The 19,193-nt window shown below is 26.0% G+C and carries 15 protein-coding genes; 6 read left to right on the top strand and 9 right to left on the bottom strand.

The features are described from left to right. Positions 1–101 precede the first annotated feature (101 nt). The 5 genes from mutS (at position 102) to ACH36K_RS10890 (ending at position 7,546) form a co-directional block, all read left to right on the top strand. Positions 102–2,876: a DNA mismatch repair protein MutS gene (gene mutS, locus ACH36K_RS10910; protein ID WP_411167657.1), complete on the top strand. Its 2,775-nt coding sequence runs from the start codon at positions 102–104 to the stop codon at positions 2,874–2,876. 13 nt (positions 2,877–2,889) lie between these two features. Then, the gene (mutL, locus tag ACH36K_RS10905) at positions 2,890–4,905 is read left to right on the top strand and encodes a DNA mismatch repair endonuclease MutL (RefSeq protein WP_411167656.1); all 2,016 of its coding nucleotides are present in this window, start codon (positions 2,890–2,892) and stop codon (positions 4,903–4,905) included. Between the two features lie 11 nt (positions 4,906–4,916). Beyond that, positions 4,917–5,843, top strand: coding sequence for a tRNA (adenosine(37)-N6)-dimethylallyltransferase MiaA (gene miaA / locus ACH36K_RS10900; RefSeq protein ID WP_411167655.1), 927 nt, complete (start codon positions 4,917–4,919; stop codon positions 5,841–5,843). A 44-nt stretch (positions 5,844–5,887) separates the two neighbouring features. Then, positions 5,888–6,121, top strand: a complete 234-nt coding sequence (gene hfq / locus ACH36K_RS10895) for an RNA chaperone Hfq (RefSeq protein ID WP_411167654.1) — start codon at positions 5,888–5,890, stop codon at positions 6,119–6,121. 144 nt (positions 6,122–6,265) lie between these two features. After that, the gene (locus tag ACH36K_RS10890; protein WP_411167653.1) at positions 6,266–7,546 is read left to right on the top strand and encodes an aminotransferase class I/II-fold pyridoxal phosphate-dependent enzyme; all 1,281 of its coding nucleotides are present in this window, start codon (positions 6,266–6,268) and stop codon (positions 7,544–7,546) included. Between the two features lie 67 nt (positions 7,547–7,613). Here ACH36K_RS10890 and ACH36K_RS10885 read toward each other — a convergent pair whose 3' ends face one another. Together ACH36K_RS10885 and lexA are read right to left on the bottom strand one after the other, a co-directional pair. Beyond that, positions 7,614–8,375 carry a DUF3267 domain-containing protein gene (locus ACH36K_RS10885; RefSeq protein ID WP_411167652.1) on the bottom strand — a complete coding sequence of 254 codons (762 nt, stop codon included), beginning with the start codon at positions 8,373–8,375 and terminating at the stop codon, positions 7,614–7,616. Between the two features lie 65 nt (positions 8,376–8,440). Next, the gene (gene lexA, locus ACH36K_RS10880; RefSeq protein ID WP_411167651.1) at positions 8,441–9,046 is read right to left on the bottom strand and encodes a transcriptional repressor LexA; all 606 of its coding nucleotides are present in this window, start codon (positions 9,044–9,046) and stop codon (positions 8,441–8,443) included. A gap of 160 nt (positions 9,047–9,206) precedes the next feature. Here lexA and ACH36K_RS10875 point away from each other — a divergent pair, with 160 nt between their 5' ends. After that, positions 9,207–9,590: a hypothetical protein gene (locus tag ACH36K_RS10875; RefSeq protein ID WP_411167650.1), complete on the top strand. Its 384-nt coding sequence runs from the start codon at positions 9,207–9,209 to the stop codon at positions 9,588–9,590. A gap of 46 nt (positions 9,591–9,636) precedes the next feature. Here the strand turns inward: ACH36K_RS10875 and ACH36K_RS10870 are convergent, their stop codons facing one another. The 7 genes from ACH36K_RS10870 to ACH36K_RS10840 all read right to left on the bottom strand — a co-directional run bounded on the left by ACH36K_RS10870 (position 9,637) and on the right by ACH36K_RS10840 (position 19,071). After that, positions 9,637–10,632, bottom strand: coding sequence for a tyrosine recombinase XerC (locus tag ACH36K_RS10870; RefSeq protein ID WP_411170690.1), 996 nt, complete (start codon positions 10,630–10,632; stop codon positions 9,637–9,639). An 833-nt stretch (positions 10,633–11,465) separates the two neighbouring features. Further along, positions 11,466–12,917 (bottom strand): DUF2828 family protein, encoded by a 1,452-nt coding sequence (locus ACH36K_RS10865; RefSeq protein ID WP_411167649.1) that lies wholly within the window; start codon positions 12,915–12,917, stop codon positions 11,466–11,468. 172 nt (positions 12,918–13,089) lie between these two features. After that, positions 13,090–13,272, bottom strand: a complete 183-nt coding sequence (locus ACH36K_RS10860; protein WP_411167648.1) for a hypothetical protein — start codon at positions 13,270–13,272, stop codon at positions 13,090–13,092. Positions 13,273–13,369: 97 nt separating this feature from the next. Continuing rightward, positions 13,370–13,978: an acetate uptake transporter gene (locus ACH36K_RS10855; protein ID WP_411167647.1), complete on the bottom strand. Its 609-nt coding sequence runs from the start codon at positions 13,976–13,978 to the stop codon at positions 13,370–13,372. 244 nt (positions 13,979–14,222) lie between these two features. Then, on the bottom strand, positions 14,223–16,130 hold the full coding sequence (locus ACH36K_RS10850; protein ID WP_411167646.1) for an ABC-F family ATP-binding cassette domain-containing protein: 1,908 nt from the start codon (positions 16,128–16,130) through the stop codon (positions 14,223–14,225). A gap of 94 nt (positions 16,131–16,224) precedes the next feature. Then, positions 16,225–16,725, bottom strand: coding sequence for a QueT transporter family protein (locus ACH36K_RS10845; RefSeq protein ID WP_411167645.1), 501 nt, complete (start codon positions 16,723–16,725; stop codon positions 16,225–16,227). Between the two features lie 273 nt (positions 16,726–16,998). Continuing rightward, on the bottom strand, positions 16,999–19,071 hold the full coding sequence (locus ACH36K_RS10840) for a hypothetical protein (RefSeq protein ID WP_411167644.1): 2,073 nt from the start codon (positions 19,069–19,071) through the stop codon (positions 16,999–17,001). Positions 19,072–19,193: the final 122 nt, after the last annotated feature.

The raw sequence follows: 19,193 nt of genomic DNA, 5'->3' as shown, positions 1-19,193 counted from the left end.
ACTTATGACTTTTTATTGTTGTAACTTTATAGTATAATAGTCATAAAACCTTATATTTACAGGTTTGTACTTAAATTTATGTTTGTGAGGTATAAAAAAATATGTTAACTCCAATGATGAGACAATATTTTGAGATAAAAGAAAATTATAAAGATTGTATCTTGTTTTTTAGATTAGGTGACTTTTATGAAATGTTCTTTGAGGATGCCAAAATAGCTTCTAGAGAACTAGAACTTGTTTTAACGGGAAGAGACTGTGGCCTTGAAGAGAGAGCACCTATGTGCGGAATACCATTTCATGCAGCTTCATCTTATATAGCAAGACTTGTTAATAAGGGATATAAAGTAGCTATTGGTGAGCAAGTTGAAGATGTTTCAGTTGCTAAAGGAATAGTTAAAAGAGATGTTATAAAGGTTATAACTCCTGGTACATATATAGAAAACACTGAAGATAGTGAATATAAGAATACTTATTTAATGTGCATAGTTGAAGATGCTGGATATTACGGGTTAGCCTCTTCTGATATATCTACTGGAGAGTTTAAAGTAACAAGCTTTACAGCAATAAAAGCAAGCTTATTAGATGAGATAACTAAAATTTCCCCTAAAGAAATAATTGTAGATATAAACATAAGTGAGGAATTATTATCAGAAATAACCTCTATATCTTCTGCATTAATTACTAAGAGAGATCTAAGTAAAAGTATTTGTTCTGAAAAAGAACTTCTAGAGCAGTTTTCAGAAGTATGTGTAGCTAACTTAAATGATTTATCTAAAACTGTTTCTAAAGCTTTATTAAAATATATTTATGATACTCAAAAGATGACATTAACTAATATAAACCTTTTAGAGTATTATGACATAATTAACTATATGACTATAGATGGTAACTCAAGAAGAAATTTAGAGCTTACTGAAAACTTAAAGGAAAAATCTAAAAAAGGTAGTTTAATTTGGGTATTAGATAAAACTTCTACTTCTATGGGAGGAAGAGCCATAAGAAAGTGGATTGAAGAGCCTCTTATAATAAAATCTGAAATAGAAAAAAGATTAGAAGGTGTAGAAGAGCTTTATAATAATGCATATTTTAATGAAGATTTAAGAGCTCTACTTAAGGAGATTTATGATATAGAAAGAATTGTAGGTAAAATTTCTAATAAAAATGCCAATGCTAAAGATTTAGTTTCTCTTAGATGTTCTCTTGAAAAACTACCAGGAATAAAGAAACATTTATCTTCAGCTAATTCAGGTATTTTAAAGGAATGGTATAAAGAATTAGATGAGTTAACTGATATTAAGGAACTTTTATCTAAATCTATTTTAGATGATCCATCTATTGCCTTAAAAGAAGGTAACATAATTAGAGATGGATATAATGAAGAAGTAGATAGTTTAAGAACAGCTAAGCTTCATGGTAAGGAATGGATAGCTGCATTAGAAAATAGGGAAAGAGACTTTACAGGAATAAGATCACTAAAGGTAGGTTATAATAAAGTATTTGGTTATTATATAGAAATATCAAGAGCAAATTATAGCTCAATTCCTGAAGGCAGATATATAAGAAAGCAAACTTTAGCTAACGCTGAAAGATTTATAACTCAAGAATTAAAGGAAATGGAAGATAAAATTCTTGGTGCTGAAGAAAAATTAGTATCTTTAGAATATGATTTATTTATATCTGTAAGAGAATCTATAGAAAAGGAAATTGCAAGACTTAAAAAAAGTGCTAGAATTATTGGAAATTTAGATGCCTTATCTACTTTATCTATAATAGCCGTAGAAAATGATTATGTTAAGCCTAATATAAATGAAGATGGTGTTATAGAAATAAATGAGGGTAGACACCCAGTAGTAGAAAAAGTTATTGGGAAAGGTGACTTTGTTTCTAATGACACAACCTTAAATTCAGATGATAATAGACTTTTACTTATTACTGGTCCTAATATGGCAGGTAAGTCTACATATATGAGGCAAGTGGCATTAATAACTCTTATGGCTCAAATAGGTTCCTTTGTTCCAGCTAAATCTGCTAACATTTCTATATGTGATAAGATATTTACAAGGATAGGTGCTTCAGACGATTTAGCAGGGGGAAAATCTACCTTCATGGTGGAAATGTGGGAAGTATCTAACATACTAAAAAATGCTACATCTAAAAGCTTAGTATTGTTAGATGAAGTTGGAAGAGGAACTTCAACTTATGATGGGCTAAGTATAGCTTGGTCAGTAATAGAATATATATCTAAAAATAATGATCTTAAATGCAAGACTCTTTTTGCAACTCATTATCATGAATTAACAAAACTAGAAGGCGTTATAGAAGGTGTTAAAAATTATTCTGTTGCTGTAAGTGAAATTGATGATAATATAATATTCTTAAGGAAGATAGTTGAAGGTGGAGCAGACCAATCCTATGGAATAGAAGTTGCAAAGCTTGCTGGATTACCAAATGAAGTTATCAATAGAGCTAAAGAAATATTATCTTCACTAGAAAGCTCTTCAGGAAATAATTCATTAGATGTTACTTCAATTAAAGAAGTTGCAACTGATAAGGATGAAATAACTAAATCAACTAGCAATACAAAGGCAGTAGAAATTTCAGAGGTTAATTCTTCTAATAATATTAAAGAAAATTCTATAGAAAAAGAAATAGAGACTATAAATAATAATGTATTGGAAGATACTAATATAAAGAAAGAATCTAAAAATAAAAAGAATTTTAATGATGAAATAAATGATTATCAAATAGATTTTACTATGATAGAAAAAGATAATTTAATTAATTCAATTGCTGATATAGATGTTATGGCTTTAACTCCTATGGATGCAATGAATACATTATACAAGTTAACACTTGAAGCTAAGAGGGTAAAGTAATTGAGGTGAATATATGAAAAGAATAAATCTATTAGATGAACATACCTCTAATAAAATAGCAGCTGGAGAAGTGGTTGAACGCCCTTCTTCAGTTGTTAAAGAATTAGTAGAAAACTCAATAGATGCAGATGCTAAAAATATCACCGTCGAAATAGAAGAAGGTGGTATTTCTTTAATAAGAATTATTGATGATGGTAATGGAATACATAAGGATGATATTAAAAAGGCTTTTATGCCTCATGCAACCTCTAAGATTCAAAATGTAGAGGATATATATTCTATTATGACATTAGGCTTTAGAGGGGAAGCATTGGCCTCTGTAGCATCTATATCAAAAGTACTGTTAAGAAGTAAAATGGATGGAGATGATTTTGGTTCTGAAATTTCAATAGAAGGTGGAGAAATACTTTCTGTAAATGAAACAGGAACTAATAAGGGAACAATAATAGAAGTTAGAGATCTATTTTATAATGTACCCGCTAGAAGAAAGTTCTTAAAATCTACTTCAAGAGAAGGTGCATTAATAAGTGATATAATTTCAAGGATTGCATTATCAAATCCTAACATATCAATAAAGTTCTATAATAATGGTAAAAAGGTTTTACATACCTATGGAACAGGTAATCTTAAAGATGTTATTAGAACTGTATATGGAAAATCTATAAGTGAAAATTTAATATACTTTGAAAGTGCAGAAGATGCAATTCATTTATATGGATATATAGGCAAAGAAGAAATAGCTAGAGGTTCTAGAAATAATCAAAGCATATTTGTAAATGGTAGATATATAAAGAATAAAACTATAGTTGCTGCTATGGAAAATGCATTTAAATCTTTTGCTACTGTAAATAAATTTCCTTTCTTTGTGTTATTCCTTGAAGTATATCCTGAGTTTGTAGATGTTAATATACATCCAACTAAGGCTGAAATTAAATTTAAAGAGGATAGAGGAATATTTAAAAAGGTATTTGATGCAGTTCATAAAGCTTTTAGAAGTGAAGTCTTTAATGATTTTTATATTCCTGAAGAAGAAAAAGAGCAAAAGGATGAGGTACCTACTGAAGTAGTAGAAGAAATTTCATTCAATATAAATTTAAATGATACTTATTCAGGAAACTTACCTTTATCTCAATATGATGATATTAATAATAAGAGTAAGGAAAATGAAATAAGCAGTAATATACAAGGAATTTCTTATGATGATTTAAGAAGGGAAGAAGAGCTTTATAATAATCTTAAAAATCTAAAAGAGCTTGGTAAATTAGATATTAAGATGCCTAATAATTTAAATAATGAAGATAATAGTAATAGCAATAAATATAATCCTATAGACTATGATTCAAATAATGTAGTACGTGAAGATAAAAGAGAATTTGCAAATAATGAAATAAATGAAGAAGTATCAAGTATTAAGGAAAACATAAATAATTCAGAAATTAGAAATGCAAAATTCCCTAATTTAAAGATAATAGGACAGTTTAATAAAACATATATATTAGCAGAATATGATGAAGTTTTATATATGATAGATCAGCATGCTGCTCATGAAAAAATTCTTTTTGAAAAGTACTTAAAGAGCATAGAAGAGGGAGATATAGTAGTACAGCAACTTCTAGTACCAACCTTAATAGATCTAACTAATGATGACTTTTGTTATTATGAAGAAAACTCTAATATATTTACTATGGCAGGATTTAATGTAGAAAGCTTTGGTGGAAATACAATAGCAATTAAAGAAGTACCATACTTCTTAGGTAAACTAGATCCAAGAAATTTATTTATAAATATCTTAGATAATATAAAATCATTAGGTAGTGGAAAGACAACAGAAGTAAAATACAATAGAATTGCAACACTTGCATGTAAAGCTGCTGTTAAAGCTAATGATTACTTAAATCACGTAGAGATGGAAAAACTTATAAATGATTTAAGATATATAGATGACCCATTCCATTGTCCTCATGGTAGACCTGTAATAATAAAGTTTACAAACTACGAATTGGATAAAAAATTTAGGAGAATTGTATAAAAGGAGTAACAATGAAAGACAGAGTTTTAGTTATAGCAGGTCCAACGGCAGTTGGAAAAACAGATCTATCTATAAAGTTAGCAAAAGAATTAAATGGTGAAATAGTTTCTACTGATTCAATGCAAATATATAAGTATATGGATATTGGCTCTGCTAAAATTACTAAAGAAGAAATGTGTGATGTTAAGCATCATATGATAGATGTAGTAGATCCTAGTATACCATTTTCCGTTGCTGATTATAAAGAAATGGCACAAAAATGTATAGATGATATTTTATCTAGAGGAAAGCTTCCAATATTAGCTGGTGGTACAGGGTTATATATAAATGCTTTAACTTGTAATATGAATTTTACAGAAGCAGAAAATGATTTAGAGTACAGAAATGAATTAGAAAAGCTTGCAGAAAGCTATGGAAATGAATATATCCATAATATGCTTAAAGAAATAGATCCTATAAGTTACAAAGAAATTCATTATAATAACAGAAAAAGAGTAATTAGAGCTTTAGAAGTATATAAATTAACTAAGAAACCTTTTAGTTCCTTTAATGCAGGAGAAGAGTTTTATAACGGACCTTATGATGTAAATTATTATGTACTTAATATGGATAGAGAAAAACTTTATAATAGAATAAACCTAAGAGTAGACATAATGATGGAAAGAGGTCTACTTGATGAGTGTATAAAATTAAAGGAAATGGGGTATAATTCATCTGTACAGTCAATGCAAGGAATAGGATATAAAGAGATATTTTATTATTTAGAACATAAAATATCATTAAATGAGGCTGTTGAAATGATTAAACAAGGATCAAGAAATTATGCTAAGAGACAATTAACTTGGTTTAGAAGAGATCCTAGGGCAATATTCTTAGATAAGGATATTATTACTGAAGATGATATATTTAAAAAAATAGTTAATGATTTATTACTATAAAATATATAATTTTATTATATAAAAATCATATGGAGGTGATTTAATTGACTAAGCAACCTAACAACTTACAAGATATATTTTTAAATGGAGCAAGAAAAAATAAAATTTCCGTTATTATATATTTAACTAATGGATTTCAATTGAAAGGGTATGTAAAAGGCTTTGATAGTTTCACGGTTGTACTAGATTCAGATGGAAAACAAATGTTAGTATATAAACATGCTATAACAACTATTACCCCTCTAAAACCAATACTATTTAATAATGAAGAAGAGTAGGCAAATAATGCCTACTTTTTATTATTCTGCTTTGAAAATATATCAAAATATGATAATATTTAATTTATCTGATATATATAGTTTATACATAATTACTTAGAAGGGAGAGTTTACATATTATTAATAAATATGTAATGATACATTATGTTAAGAGAAACAGAAGAATTAATGATGAAAAATTATAATTTTAAACAAAAGACTTTTGAATTGTATAAAGAAGCTTTAAAAGACGTTGAAGAGGTTTTTGGATCTTATGATGAAATAAGAGAATACAATCAATTAAAGGTGTTAAAGGCTTTCCAAGATGAAAGGATTAGTGATTCACACTTTACTAATTCATCTGGTTATGGATATGATGATATAGGAAGAGATTCCTTAGATAAGGTTTATGCAAGAATTTTTAATACTGAAATGGCCTTAGTTAGACCTCACTTTGTTAATGGTACACATGCCATAGGCTGTGCTTTAATGGGAAACCTAAGAACAGGTGATACAATGGTATGTATTTCAGGAGCACCTTATGATACATTACATAACATAATAGGAATAAGTGGTAAAGAGAATATAGGTTCTCTTAGAGAATATGGAGTTAACTACAAACAAGTTGATTTAAAAGATGGTAAATTTGATTTTGATAAAATAAAAGAAGTGCTATCTACCGATTCTTCAATAAAGCTTGTACATATTCAAAGAAGTACTGGTTATGGATGGAGAAATTCATTTCTAGTAAGTGAGCTTGGTGAAGTTATTAAGTTTGTAAAAAGCGTAAGAGAAGATGTAGTAGTTTTTGTTGACAACTGTTATGGAGAGTTTATAGATACTATAGAACCTACAGATGTTGGAGCTGATTTAATTGCAGGCTCTCTTATAAAGAATATAGGTGGGGGAATAGCACCAACTGGAGGATATATAGCTGGTAAAAAGTCTTATGTTGAACAAGCTAGCTTTAGATTAACTACACCAGGAATAGGAGGAGAGTGTGGCTCAACATTTGGAGTTATGAGACAATTCTATCAAGGCTTATTCTTAGCTCCTCATATAGCCATGGAAGCTGTTAAAGGCGCTGTATTTTGTTCAAGAATAATGGAGCTTGCAGGTTTTGATGTTCTTCCTAAATATAATGAAAAAAGAAGTGATATTATTCAAGCTATTAAGTTTGGAAATAAAGAAAATCTAATTAAATTCTGTAAGGGAATACAAAAAGGTTCTCCAATAGATTCATTTGTTGAATGTGAACCTTGGGCTATGCCTGGATATAATGATGAGGTTATAATGGCAGCAGGAGCCTTTATACAAGGATCTTCTATTGAATTATCTGCTGATGCTCCAATAAGAGAGCCTTATATTGCATACCTTCAAGGTGGACTTACTTTTGATCATGCTAAGATAGGTATTTTAATCTCTTTAAATAATATAGTACAATAGTAAGAAGGTAATATATAACTAAAAAACACCATTAGCTTTTGTATAAAATAGCTAGTGGTGTTTTTTATTATTCATCTATATGAAAAATCATTTCTTTAATATATTCTATATCCATATTTTTATCTTTATCTTTTAAAGTTTTTTTAGCTTCACTATCGTTTATATTTTCTAGTATCTGATAACAGTATTCATCTTCATACTCTGAATCATTTTCTTTATCTAAATCAACACATATTTCTGTTACACTAATATTTGAATCAATATATTCAAATGGAGTTACAATTAACTCTTCACCAATAGAGTCATCTATACTAATTAATATTGAAAATATTAAATCTGGAACAGATATAATTGCACAAGAAGAAGCAATGGCATATATATAAATATTAAACTCTAGTATATAGCTAACTATAGTTGGTATAAAACCTAATAGTATAAAAGGAAGTATTAATGATAATATTAGTCTAACTTTTTTTACAGGTTTATTAGAAGAAACATAAATATTCATATTTAAAGGATTAAATTCTAATTTAACAACATTCTTTTTAAATGCATTTGGAAAGAATACTGCTTTTAAGAAAGCATAAGGAATTTCTAATATAAAGTATAACACAACTAATAGTACTAAGAATTTAATACCTACTTTTATAAAATCATCACCAAGGTAAAATAAACTATAGCCTAATCCAAAAGCGTATATAGAAGCCACAATAACTTTCATAAGTAATACTATAGAAAAAAAGTCTTTTTTAATAATATACCCTTTGCTATCTTCATTTATAAAATAATCATTTGTCTTACTATCTTTTTTTAAAAGAGAAAACTTCAAAATTACACCTCCTAAAATAGTAATAAAAAAATAAGAGTCATACAATATTGTATGACTCTTATTTTTTAATATGCTCTAAATAAACCAACTAATTTACCTAAAATAGAACAGTCTTCAACAATAATAGGGGATAAGCTATCATTTTCAGGTTGAAGTCTTATATGATCTTTTTCTTTATAAAAGGTTTTTATAGTAGCATCATTTTCAATTAATGCTACAACTACATCTCCATTTTTAGCAGTTTGACATTTTTCTATAATTGCATAATCTCCATCATGAATACCTATATTAATCATGCTGTTTCCTGTTACTCTTAACATAAATAATTCTTCATTATGCTTTATATAATCCATTGGAATAGGAAAAGTATCCTCTATATTCTCAGTTGCTAGAATAGGAGTTCCTGCAGTAACTCTTCCTACTAATGGAATGTTTAGCATTTCTTTTTTTACATTAGAAGTTTCCAAAATTTCTAATGCTCTAGGTTTGGTTGGATCTCTTCTTATTAATCCTTTTTTTTCTAATCTTTTTAAATGGCCATGAACAGTTGATGTAGATCTTAAATTAACAGCGTCACAAATTTCTCTAACTGAAGGTGGGTAACCTTTATTCTCAGTATATATTTTTAAGAACTCATAAATTTCTAATTGTTTATCTTTTATTTCGTTCATTTTAACACCTCACTCTATTATTAACATTATAGCATAAAGTTTAGTTTATATCAAACTTATGTTCTGGAAACTAGAGTTCTTTCCATTGATGTTTGATTATGTAATATATATTTGATATAATATAATTTGTTTTAATTTTATAAACATAGGTGGTGTAGTGATGGATATTAAGAAATATAAAGAAGATGATTATTGTGATATATATCCTAATAGAATCTGTGATAATTGCGGTGATTGCTTAGAAGAAGAAGGTATAGATGTAAGAGCTATAAAAATAGAGGATATAGCAAAAACTGTTGAAGAAAATGAATATCTAGAAAATGAATATAAAAAAATGCTAGAAGCATTAAAAGAAGAAGAATTATTATCTAAGGAAAATGAATTAAAAGAAGAGTATTCACTAGAAAATGAATCTTCAGAATATGTAGATGCATTTGATCATATTGAATATATTGATGATTTAGAATTATTTGAAGAAGATTCATTAGAAGAGCTTACAGAAGAAGTTTTTCCGGGAGTTAGAAAGTTAAAAGGGAAGTTTTAATATAACTTTAATATAAATGGTTAAGATATAAAGATATCTTAACCATTTATATTTTAGATAAAGGATTTGATTTTACTGCATCTCTTAGGATTTCTTCATCTACATGAGTATAGATTTGAGTGGTAGATATATTTTCATGTCCTAATATACTTTGTAAGCTTCTTATATCTACATTTCCATGCTTGTACATTAATGTAGCAGCTGTATGCCTTAATTTATGAGGAGTATATTTATTATCAACTAATCCTAAATTAGTTATATGTTTCTTAACTAACAATTCAACAGTTCTTTTATTTATAGGTTTAAAGCGGGAGGAGAGTAGTAGATACTCTTTATCTTCATTTGTGCATTTAGAACTATCTCTTACAGATAAATAATTATTAATAGCTTTTAAGCAAGCTTCATTTAAATAAACAGTTCGTTCTTTATTACCTTTGCCTATTATAGTTAAAGTATCACCTTTAATCTTATCTATTTTAATGCTACAAAGCTCTGATAAACGCATACCACAATTTAAGAACAATGTTAAAATACAATAATCCCTATAATAATTTTTATTCTCCTTATCCAATGAATTTAGTAAATTTAAGCTTTCATCTAAAGTCAAATAAACAGGATGCCTTTTACTTATTTTAGGAGACTCTAATTCTAAAGTGGGATTATCATCTATTATTTTTGCTTTACCATGAAGAAATTTAAAATAAGATTTTAAAGTAGCGACCTTTCTAGCTCTTGCATAATTTCCGTTTTCTCTTTGTTTTTCAGTAAAAGATAAAAAAGCATATATATCTGTTAATTTTATATTTTTAATAAAGAAATTATCTATATCTCTAATATCTATTTCTGAGAATTCTAAAGAGTCATCTTTAATAAGTCCTTTATATATCTTTAAAAACCTAAAGAACATTGTTAAATCTATTTCATATCCTTTTATAGTATTAGGGGATTTCCCTTTAATAGTTTCTAGATAATTCAAAAAATCTATAACCGATTCCGGTAAGTTTTTAATTTCAACTTGTTGAATTCCATACTTATTTATAATAGAATTAGCGTTCAAATTCAATTTATCGACAGAATTCAACTCTATATTCAACTTGGAATTTTTCTTATATATCTTTTGAGCTTTTTTTATACTTCGATTTATACCAAGTTCTTTAAGCCAAATTTGAACATTTCTAACTCCGGTATCATAAATTTCTGCTAGCTGTGAAGTTGATAATTTATGTATTTCAGCAAGTTTAAATAGATCTTCAATTATATATTTATATCCACGTTCAACACCTAAATCGTAGTAATTGGAATAAACTGAATGAAGTTTTTTCTTATCTTTACTTGATAATTCTACACTTAAAAGACTTTTTACATCGCTAGTATATAAAAAATCTTTATATTTATATGTTTTCGTTCGTCCTGTAGACATTTTTTCACCTCCGAAATCATTATAAAGCCTTGATTTTATTATATCATAGCGTTTTTAAAGTTGCAATAATACGAAATATAATAAATGTATATTTAGCGAAATAAAATTAGCTGTTTTTTAAGGTGTTTTTATAATATTTTTATTAATTAAGCTATCTTGATGTTTAAATTTATATATACTCGCTGTATCTCTTTATATAAACTTTATATAAATTTAAAATAACGACATAATTTTACCTATTATAAACTTAATAAATTTATTTGTCTTTATTTATAGCAAAAATGAATTTATTAAATATTTTTAGCTTATTTTGCTATACATAATTATTGAATAATTATATTCACATTTTTATCCACTTGCTGTTATCAATTATTAATTTAGTAATTAATAATAAAATAAACATATTAAACATTATGTAAACTAATTTAATAAACAATGCTTTTATTTAGCATTGTTTAAATTATTACATCTTTATAATTATTATCATTAAAATTATCTATATTAATATTATATTCTGTAGTCTCCTTTGATTTTAATATATACTTCCACATTCTTTTATCATAACCATTTATAATCACATTATTATTACCAATATCTCTTATAGAAAATTTTTGGGATACGCTTTTTAGATTCCAAAGTTTTATTTTTGGAGTATTTAATCCTAGACTTAACCATTTTTCATTAAACTTTCCATAACTATTTAAATCTAAATCTTCGCTACTACTATATATATAAATTATAGACTTAGGAATTTCTTCATTTTTAAAATTCTTTTTAAGTATAGTAAATAACAACAAGTCTAATGCTGAAGATAGATCAATATTATAATTAATGCAGGAATCTAAAATTATTTTTATATCTTCAACAATATTCAATCCTGTTACTTTATTGAATTTAGGATTCTTTTTAAAGGACATATAGTAATTTTTAAAGCTGTTTAAATTCATTTTATTATATAGGAGTATTGTTGTAATTAAAATTTCAAAATATCTACTATCTCTTTTCAACACTTCTGTTTCTATGCCGTTTATTACTAATGTATCTTCAATATTATCTTCACAGCTTTTATATTCTTGTATAATATATTGCCAATTTTTTATATACATATCTTCTGTACTGTTCATCTCCAAGTTATTCAAGTTTTTTATAATATCAGAGACTATATTTTCTGGATTCTTAAATGGGAAATTACTATTAACATTTCTTTTTATATATTTCTCGAAGTTTTCTTTATCTCTTTTAATAAAAGCTTTTTTGTATTTAATAATATTTAATCTTGTTAAGTTTTTATAATTTATATTTAAGTAATCTTTTCTACTTAGATCTCTTTCTACTATACCAATTTTTCCTCTTAGACTAGATAAGAGTTTTCTATATTCTTTTTGAGAGTATCCCAATAATTTTCTAGTCTTATTGCCTAAAATTATAGACTCTTTAGATGATGTATTTTCAGATTTTAGCCATTTACCTAAGGTTGACGGTATTTTTGAATTTACATCTATTTCTATTTGGTCTTTAAATAATTTAACAACGTCTTCTTCTAGATTAGTGTCAAATAAATAATATAAATCATCCCAACGTCCATACTTAGGGATTAAAGTTAAATTATTCTTTATATATTTAGTATGTTCATTTGCTAGGTATTTAATTAAAATTCTAAAAATTCTCTTTTCTCCTAATCCATTTATTTTATCTCTAATAAAAAATAAAAGTCTTAAGCTATATGCGGAGTCATAATAAAAGACTTTTAGATAGTTCTCTATAATATCTTCTTCTTTCGCAAATCTAAACAAGGAGATATTCTCTAGAAACTCTTCTATAACGCTTTTATTGTTTTCATATTCATCTACCCCAATTTCTGAGACTTTATATAATTCTTCTCTTATTTTATTTAGTATGCTAGACATAACTACCTCCTTAAATCAATACAAGACACGCTATAAAAATAAATATTACATATAAATATGGCTGCAAGTGTCTTTTCAAGATACATTTTTAATTGGGCTGTTAGTATCTTTTCATTATTATTTTATTGTAAACATTTAATTTTTAGAACAAAAAAAGTAATTATTGCACTTTTTATAATTCTATAATTTTTATAATTAACTCCTTAAGAATTAATTCTGATTTTGAAGTACCATTTTTAAAATATCTAACTTGTTTATAATTTATACCATTTAAATTTAAATCTATTACATCTATTTTATCTCCCATATATGTAATTGGCTCTTTTCTACCTTTTAAAAATATTGATACTTTCATATTCTTTTCATACTCCCTCTATTAATAATATTTAAAATAAAAAATATAGTATTAGTTACATTTTAATATAACAATACTATATTTATAATACCATATTTTATTTGAAAATATTAAATGGTTTACCTACTGGTAAAAATACTTTCCCAAAATGTTTATTTAACACTGCTGCTCCACTTCCATAGAATGAAAAAATTGAAATCCCAAGTTCTGAAATGGCAGCTAGATTATGAGAAAAGTGTGGCATAATACCAAAAGAATTTAGCATTAAACCTATAAAAAGTAAATCTATTAAAACGAAAATAAAGAACAATACCTTGGTAGTCTCCATAGCCCCTATAGTCATAAATAATGTAAATATTAAATAAGCTAAAAATGCAAAACCTAATTGTTTTGTATCAGCAGCTGTTGAAAGTTTTTCTCCGAAAACCCCATTTTGTATCAGCCAAGTCATTCCCATTGCATACCAAAAGAATGCATAAGCTCCAAAGGCAGTAGCTCCAAAAGTATTGTTATGTTTAAAATCGTTTATACAGGCAAATAATTGAGCGGTAGCTCCTAAAAATATAGCCCATGGTAATACAAGAGATACCCCTTGTGTAATTCCCAATTTTTGAGATGAAGCAACTAGTGTTATAACAGCTAGTCCAAATAATCCTAACGCTGAAGGATCTGCAACTAAAATTTTTACTTCTTTTGTTTCTTCCATGATTTCCTCCTATGTAATATTATCGACAACCTTTAAAAGATTATCAAATATTTTAAAGGTTGTCAATAAGGCATCTGAAAATAAATAATAGGTCAAAGATGGGAAGTATATTTTGAGTTAGACAAGGAAACAGGTTCCGCAGATAGTAGCACTATCTAAGGGTTCTGTTGACGCAGTATAACACAAAATAGACGAGCATTCTGACTTACTTATTTTTTGAAGATGCCTAAAGCAATTCACTAATTTATCTATTTTTATACTCTTCTATTTTATTAGAGATATCCTCCAGATATTCTAACCTCTCATATTTAAATAAAAGTTCTTCTTCTATAGTTTCTTTTTCTTTCATAAGTTCATTTAAAGCTCCATAATCAGATGAATTTTTGCTCATTTTTAATTCAATTTTTGATATAGAATTTTCTAAGTTTTCTATAACAGAATATATTTCTTCAAATTCCTTTTGTTCTTTAAATGTGAATTTAGGTTTATTAGATGTATTCTTATACTCCTTTTGATCGGATTTTTTTACTTTTTCTTGCAATAGTGGTTTTTCTACTGATTTTTCATATTCCTTATGTATTAAATAATCACTATAGTTACCTACATACTGCTTTATATAACCATTACCTTCATAAGAAAAAATTTTATTACATAATCTATCTAAGAAATATCTATCATGTGATACTATTATAACAACTCCAAGGAATTCATCTAAGAAATCTTCTAAAAGTTTTAAAGTTTCTATATCTAAGTCATTTGTTGGCTCATCTAATATAAGTACATTAGGAGATTCCATTAGAATTCTCAATAAATGTAATCTTCTTCTCTCTCCTCCAGACAACTTTTCTATAGGAGTATATTGCATGGTTCCATCAAAAAGAAATCTTTCGGCTAATTGAGATGCTGTAATATTATAACCATCATCTGTAGGAATATTTTCTCCGCCCTCTTTTATATAATCTATAGCCCTTTGATTTAAATCCATATGACTATTATCCTGTGAAAAAGTTCCTATACTTACCGTATCTCCTACTTCTATATTCCCCTTATCTGGTGTTAATGAGCCAGTGATCATATTTATTAAAGTAGTCTTTCCAGCTCCATTTTTTCCTATTATCCCTATTCTATCATTTTTAGAAAATATATAATTAAAATCTTCAATTAGTACTTTATCATCAAATGATTTAGATAGATTGTTTATTTCTATAATCTTTTTACCTAATCTTCTTCCTATAAAAGGCATCTCAATATCAGTATTAACTGTTACATATTCAGTATTTACTAACTCATCAAATCTTTGAAGACGGGCTTTTTGTTTTGTAGTTCTAGCTTTAGCTCCTCTTTTTACCCATTTTAATTCTTTTATTATAAGTTTTTGTCTTTTTTCTTCCATTGAAGCTTCAATTTGTAATCTTTCAACTTTTTTTTCTAGAAAATCGCTATAGTTACCTTCGTATAAATAAAGATTTCCTCTATCTAGTTCTACTATCTTATTTGTAACTCTATCTAAGAAGTATCTATCATGAGTAATCATGATTAAGGCACCTTTTCTAGAGTTTAAGTATTCTTCTAGCCATTCTATTGATTCTGAATCTAAATGGTTAGTTGGCTCATCAAGAACTAATAATTCACAAGGAGTTATTAATGATGAAGCAAGAAAAACTCTTTTCCTTTGCCCACCTGATAGTTCTGACATCTTTTTATTAAAGTCATTTATTCCTAGCTTTGTTAATATTGTTTTAGCATCACTTTCTAAATCCCATAAGTTCATGGTATCTATTTTACTTTGAAGATCTATCAATTTATCATTTAATGATATATCATTATTCACCTTTTCTAATAATTCCTCATACTCCATTAAAAGCTTCATTTCAGGAGTATCTCCTTTAAATATTTGTTCTAAAATAGTGGCGTTATCATCAAACTTTGTATCTTGAGCTAAATACTCTATTCTTATATTTTTCCCTTTTACTATCTTTCCATCAAAAAATTCATCTCTTCCAGTTAATATCTTTAATAAAGTAGACTTCCCTGCTCCATTTAAACCTATTAAACCAATTTTATCACCATCATTTATATTTAATGTTATGTTGTTTAATAAAACTTTTTCACTATAAGTCTTAGTTATATTTTCTAGTGTAATTAAATTCATATAATTCTCCTTAAACTATTTATCTACTTAGTATATATCTATTTTAAATAAAAAAACAAGCTTAGACAACTATAAAGTATCTAAGCTTACTTTTTTATTGTAGAACTATTCTACTCTTATATTTATTTTCTATAAATTTAAATACTGGAACACCTATTACTGTAACAACTACAAACTCACCAATTCCAACCTGTAGCATAGTTAACACTAGTGGAGCACCAAGAACATAATTTAGCATCCATCCAATTATTACACCATTAAAAATAGTTGGCCATAATGAACCGATTATTAAACTTAAGTTCTTTGATTTTATATATTTAGCTGTAAGTGATATTGCAGATACACTTAAGAATGTTGCTAAAGTTCCAAATACTATGTCCATGATACCTAATCCACCTAGTATATTTGCTAATAAACATCCTACAGTTAATCCAACTATGTAAAAAGGGTCTATAAATGCTAATAAAACTAAAACCTCTGATAATCTAAATTGTACTGGTCCATAGCTTATAGGTGCTAACACTATTGTAAGTGCTGCATAAATTGCTGCAACTAAAGCAGCTTTAACTAATTTTTTTGTTATATTTTCTTTCAATGCAATCTCCTCCAAAATATTATTTATAATTTCCTAAAGAATAAAAAAAGTGCCTAAAATAGACACCTCCAAAATATAAAAATACGAAATAGAACTACAAATATAATACATGTAAAAATAAAATAGAGAGCTCACATAAATGAACCCCCTACAAATAAAATCACACTTAATATAAATTGCAATTAATTACCGTAGTTTTATTTATAGACAGGAGGTTTACGAACTGTCTTATTTAATTTTCCTACAACATTATAATTTATAATCTTAATAATGTCAATGTATAGCTACAATTTTATCTAAGTAGCTAACTAAATTAGTTAACTCCTTAGATTTATCCAGCCACCAATCTCTACTCCATATACGATAGAGTTTTATATTTTTACTTCTTAAATAACCATTTAAATAAATATCCTTTAATGAGCAACTTGAACTTCCTCCTATGATTTCTCCATCAATTTCAATTAATACAAGTATATTTAATTTTCTATCTTTAACTACAAGGGGAATTCTAAATATATCTATTGATACATTATATTCAACTAGATATCCTAAGCGCTCTAAATATTTATATATATAATTTACTATAGGATTATTTCTATAGTCCCTATTAACTAATGACTTCTTAGTTTCAACTATATCAAAATTATTGAAACCTAATGAATTTAAGCCTATTATCTTACTCTTAGATAATATTATTAGATTGTTATCAAATTTATGAAGATCAATTAAATTATTAACATAAGAGTTAGTTAAGTCATCTAATAGTATTATCTTATCAAAACCTAAAGTATTTATATCTTCTTTAAAAAGATTTAAATTATCTAAATTAGTGATTACACAAGGAAATAAATTTTTATATAGTTCTTTGTTTGTAAAATCAATTTTTTCTATTGTATTTATTGAAACATGCAATTTTTCCCGTAATATATTATTCCATACGCAATTAATAGAATTTAATATTAAATTATTTTTTGTGATTAAATCCTCTTCTATATCATGAATTAATTTATCAAAATCTTTATATTTATCTAAAATATCAAGGTTTGTAGTTTCCTCATCTTCTATTTCTAAATAAAGCTTTAATTTAGGAATACTTAAAATAATATCATTTAATTCTTTTTTATCTTCTATATTTGCATAGCAGTAATCTAATATATCTCTATCTATTTTTCTTATAGTATTAATATAGCTAATAGTATTCTTTATATTGTATGATATATTGATTATTTTCCTATATAAAATTAACTGACTCTCTATATTATCTCCTTGTATTAATTTAGATAATATCTCCTCATAAGTTTCATTATTTAGTATATCTTTTAAAAAATTAATATTTTCAATATATAGTTTTAAAATTTTAAAATTATCACTGTATTCTTTTGTTATTTCTTCTTTGATATTTAAAAATTCATTTAAATTTTTTTCATATATAGTATTGTTCCTTTTTTTATTAAATATACTTAAAATTCCTCTTTGTTTTTTGTGACTTAATAAATTACAATTATATTTAAAATTTACTATATTAACTAGATTACTTATATCCATATCATTCATAGAAGGATTGCCTAAAAATGTTTCTATAAAATCCTCAGTGTATTGAGAATAAATAAAAGGCACTTTAAAAACATTATCTTTGATCAATTCATCAATTTTATATATTGCTAAACTCAATTTATTATAATCTGTTGAATTATTTAAAGTTTTAAATATATTATTATCTATAAATCGCCTATATTTTATGTATTTTCTAACTACATCTGAGTTTAAAATTCTATTTGCAGAATCACTTATTTCATTATAGCTATAATTTTCTAAAGGTTTCTTTATTCTATATATTTTGTAGTATTTAAAAATAGGATCATACTTATCTAATTTTTTATTAGTAATTGAGTATTTTTCTACCATTGATAAAGAATTTTCTTTTTCTATAGAAAAAAATCTTATTATACTTAGCAAATCATTTATTTTTCTATCTATGCTTCTAGATAATAGTTCTACCTTATTTATAGCTGTCTTACCAGTTGATTCTGGTAAATTTAATATTTCTTCTTTTAAACTATGTTTAATATTTTCTTCTACTAAATCAATTACTTCTGTTCCTAGGTTATTTATAAGATCAATTTTCTTTATTTTATCAATATAATTATTAGATATAATTAATACTTGTTTTTTATTAAACATTAAATTAGATAATATATTTTCAAGTATAGACATTAAATAATCTTCATCACAATCGTTAACTAATAAATTATTTTCTGTATATGAGCAATTTAAAATTAATTCTCCTATATAATCTAAATTAGATACTTTAAAAATATCTTGTTCTTCAGCAAAATTCCCTACCATTTATTAAATAACGCTGCTATTTAAAGCAACTCCCTCCTGTTTATTTTAAGTTAATAGTGTTAATACAATATATTCATAAAAATTACAAATTATAATCATGTTTTAAATTATAATTTTCATTT

Source organism: Clostridium sp. MB05, assembly GCF_046581255.1.
Lineage (GTDB): Bacteria > Bacillota > Clostridia > Clostridiales > Clostridiaceae > Clostridium.
Note: the sequence above shows the minus strand (reverse complement) of the source record. Positions and strands in the feature narration are given on the sequence as shown.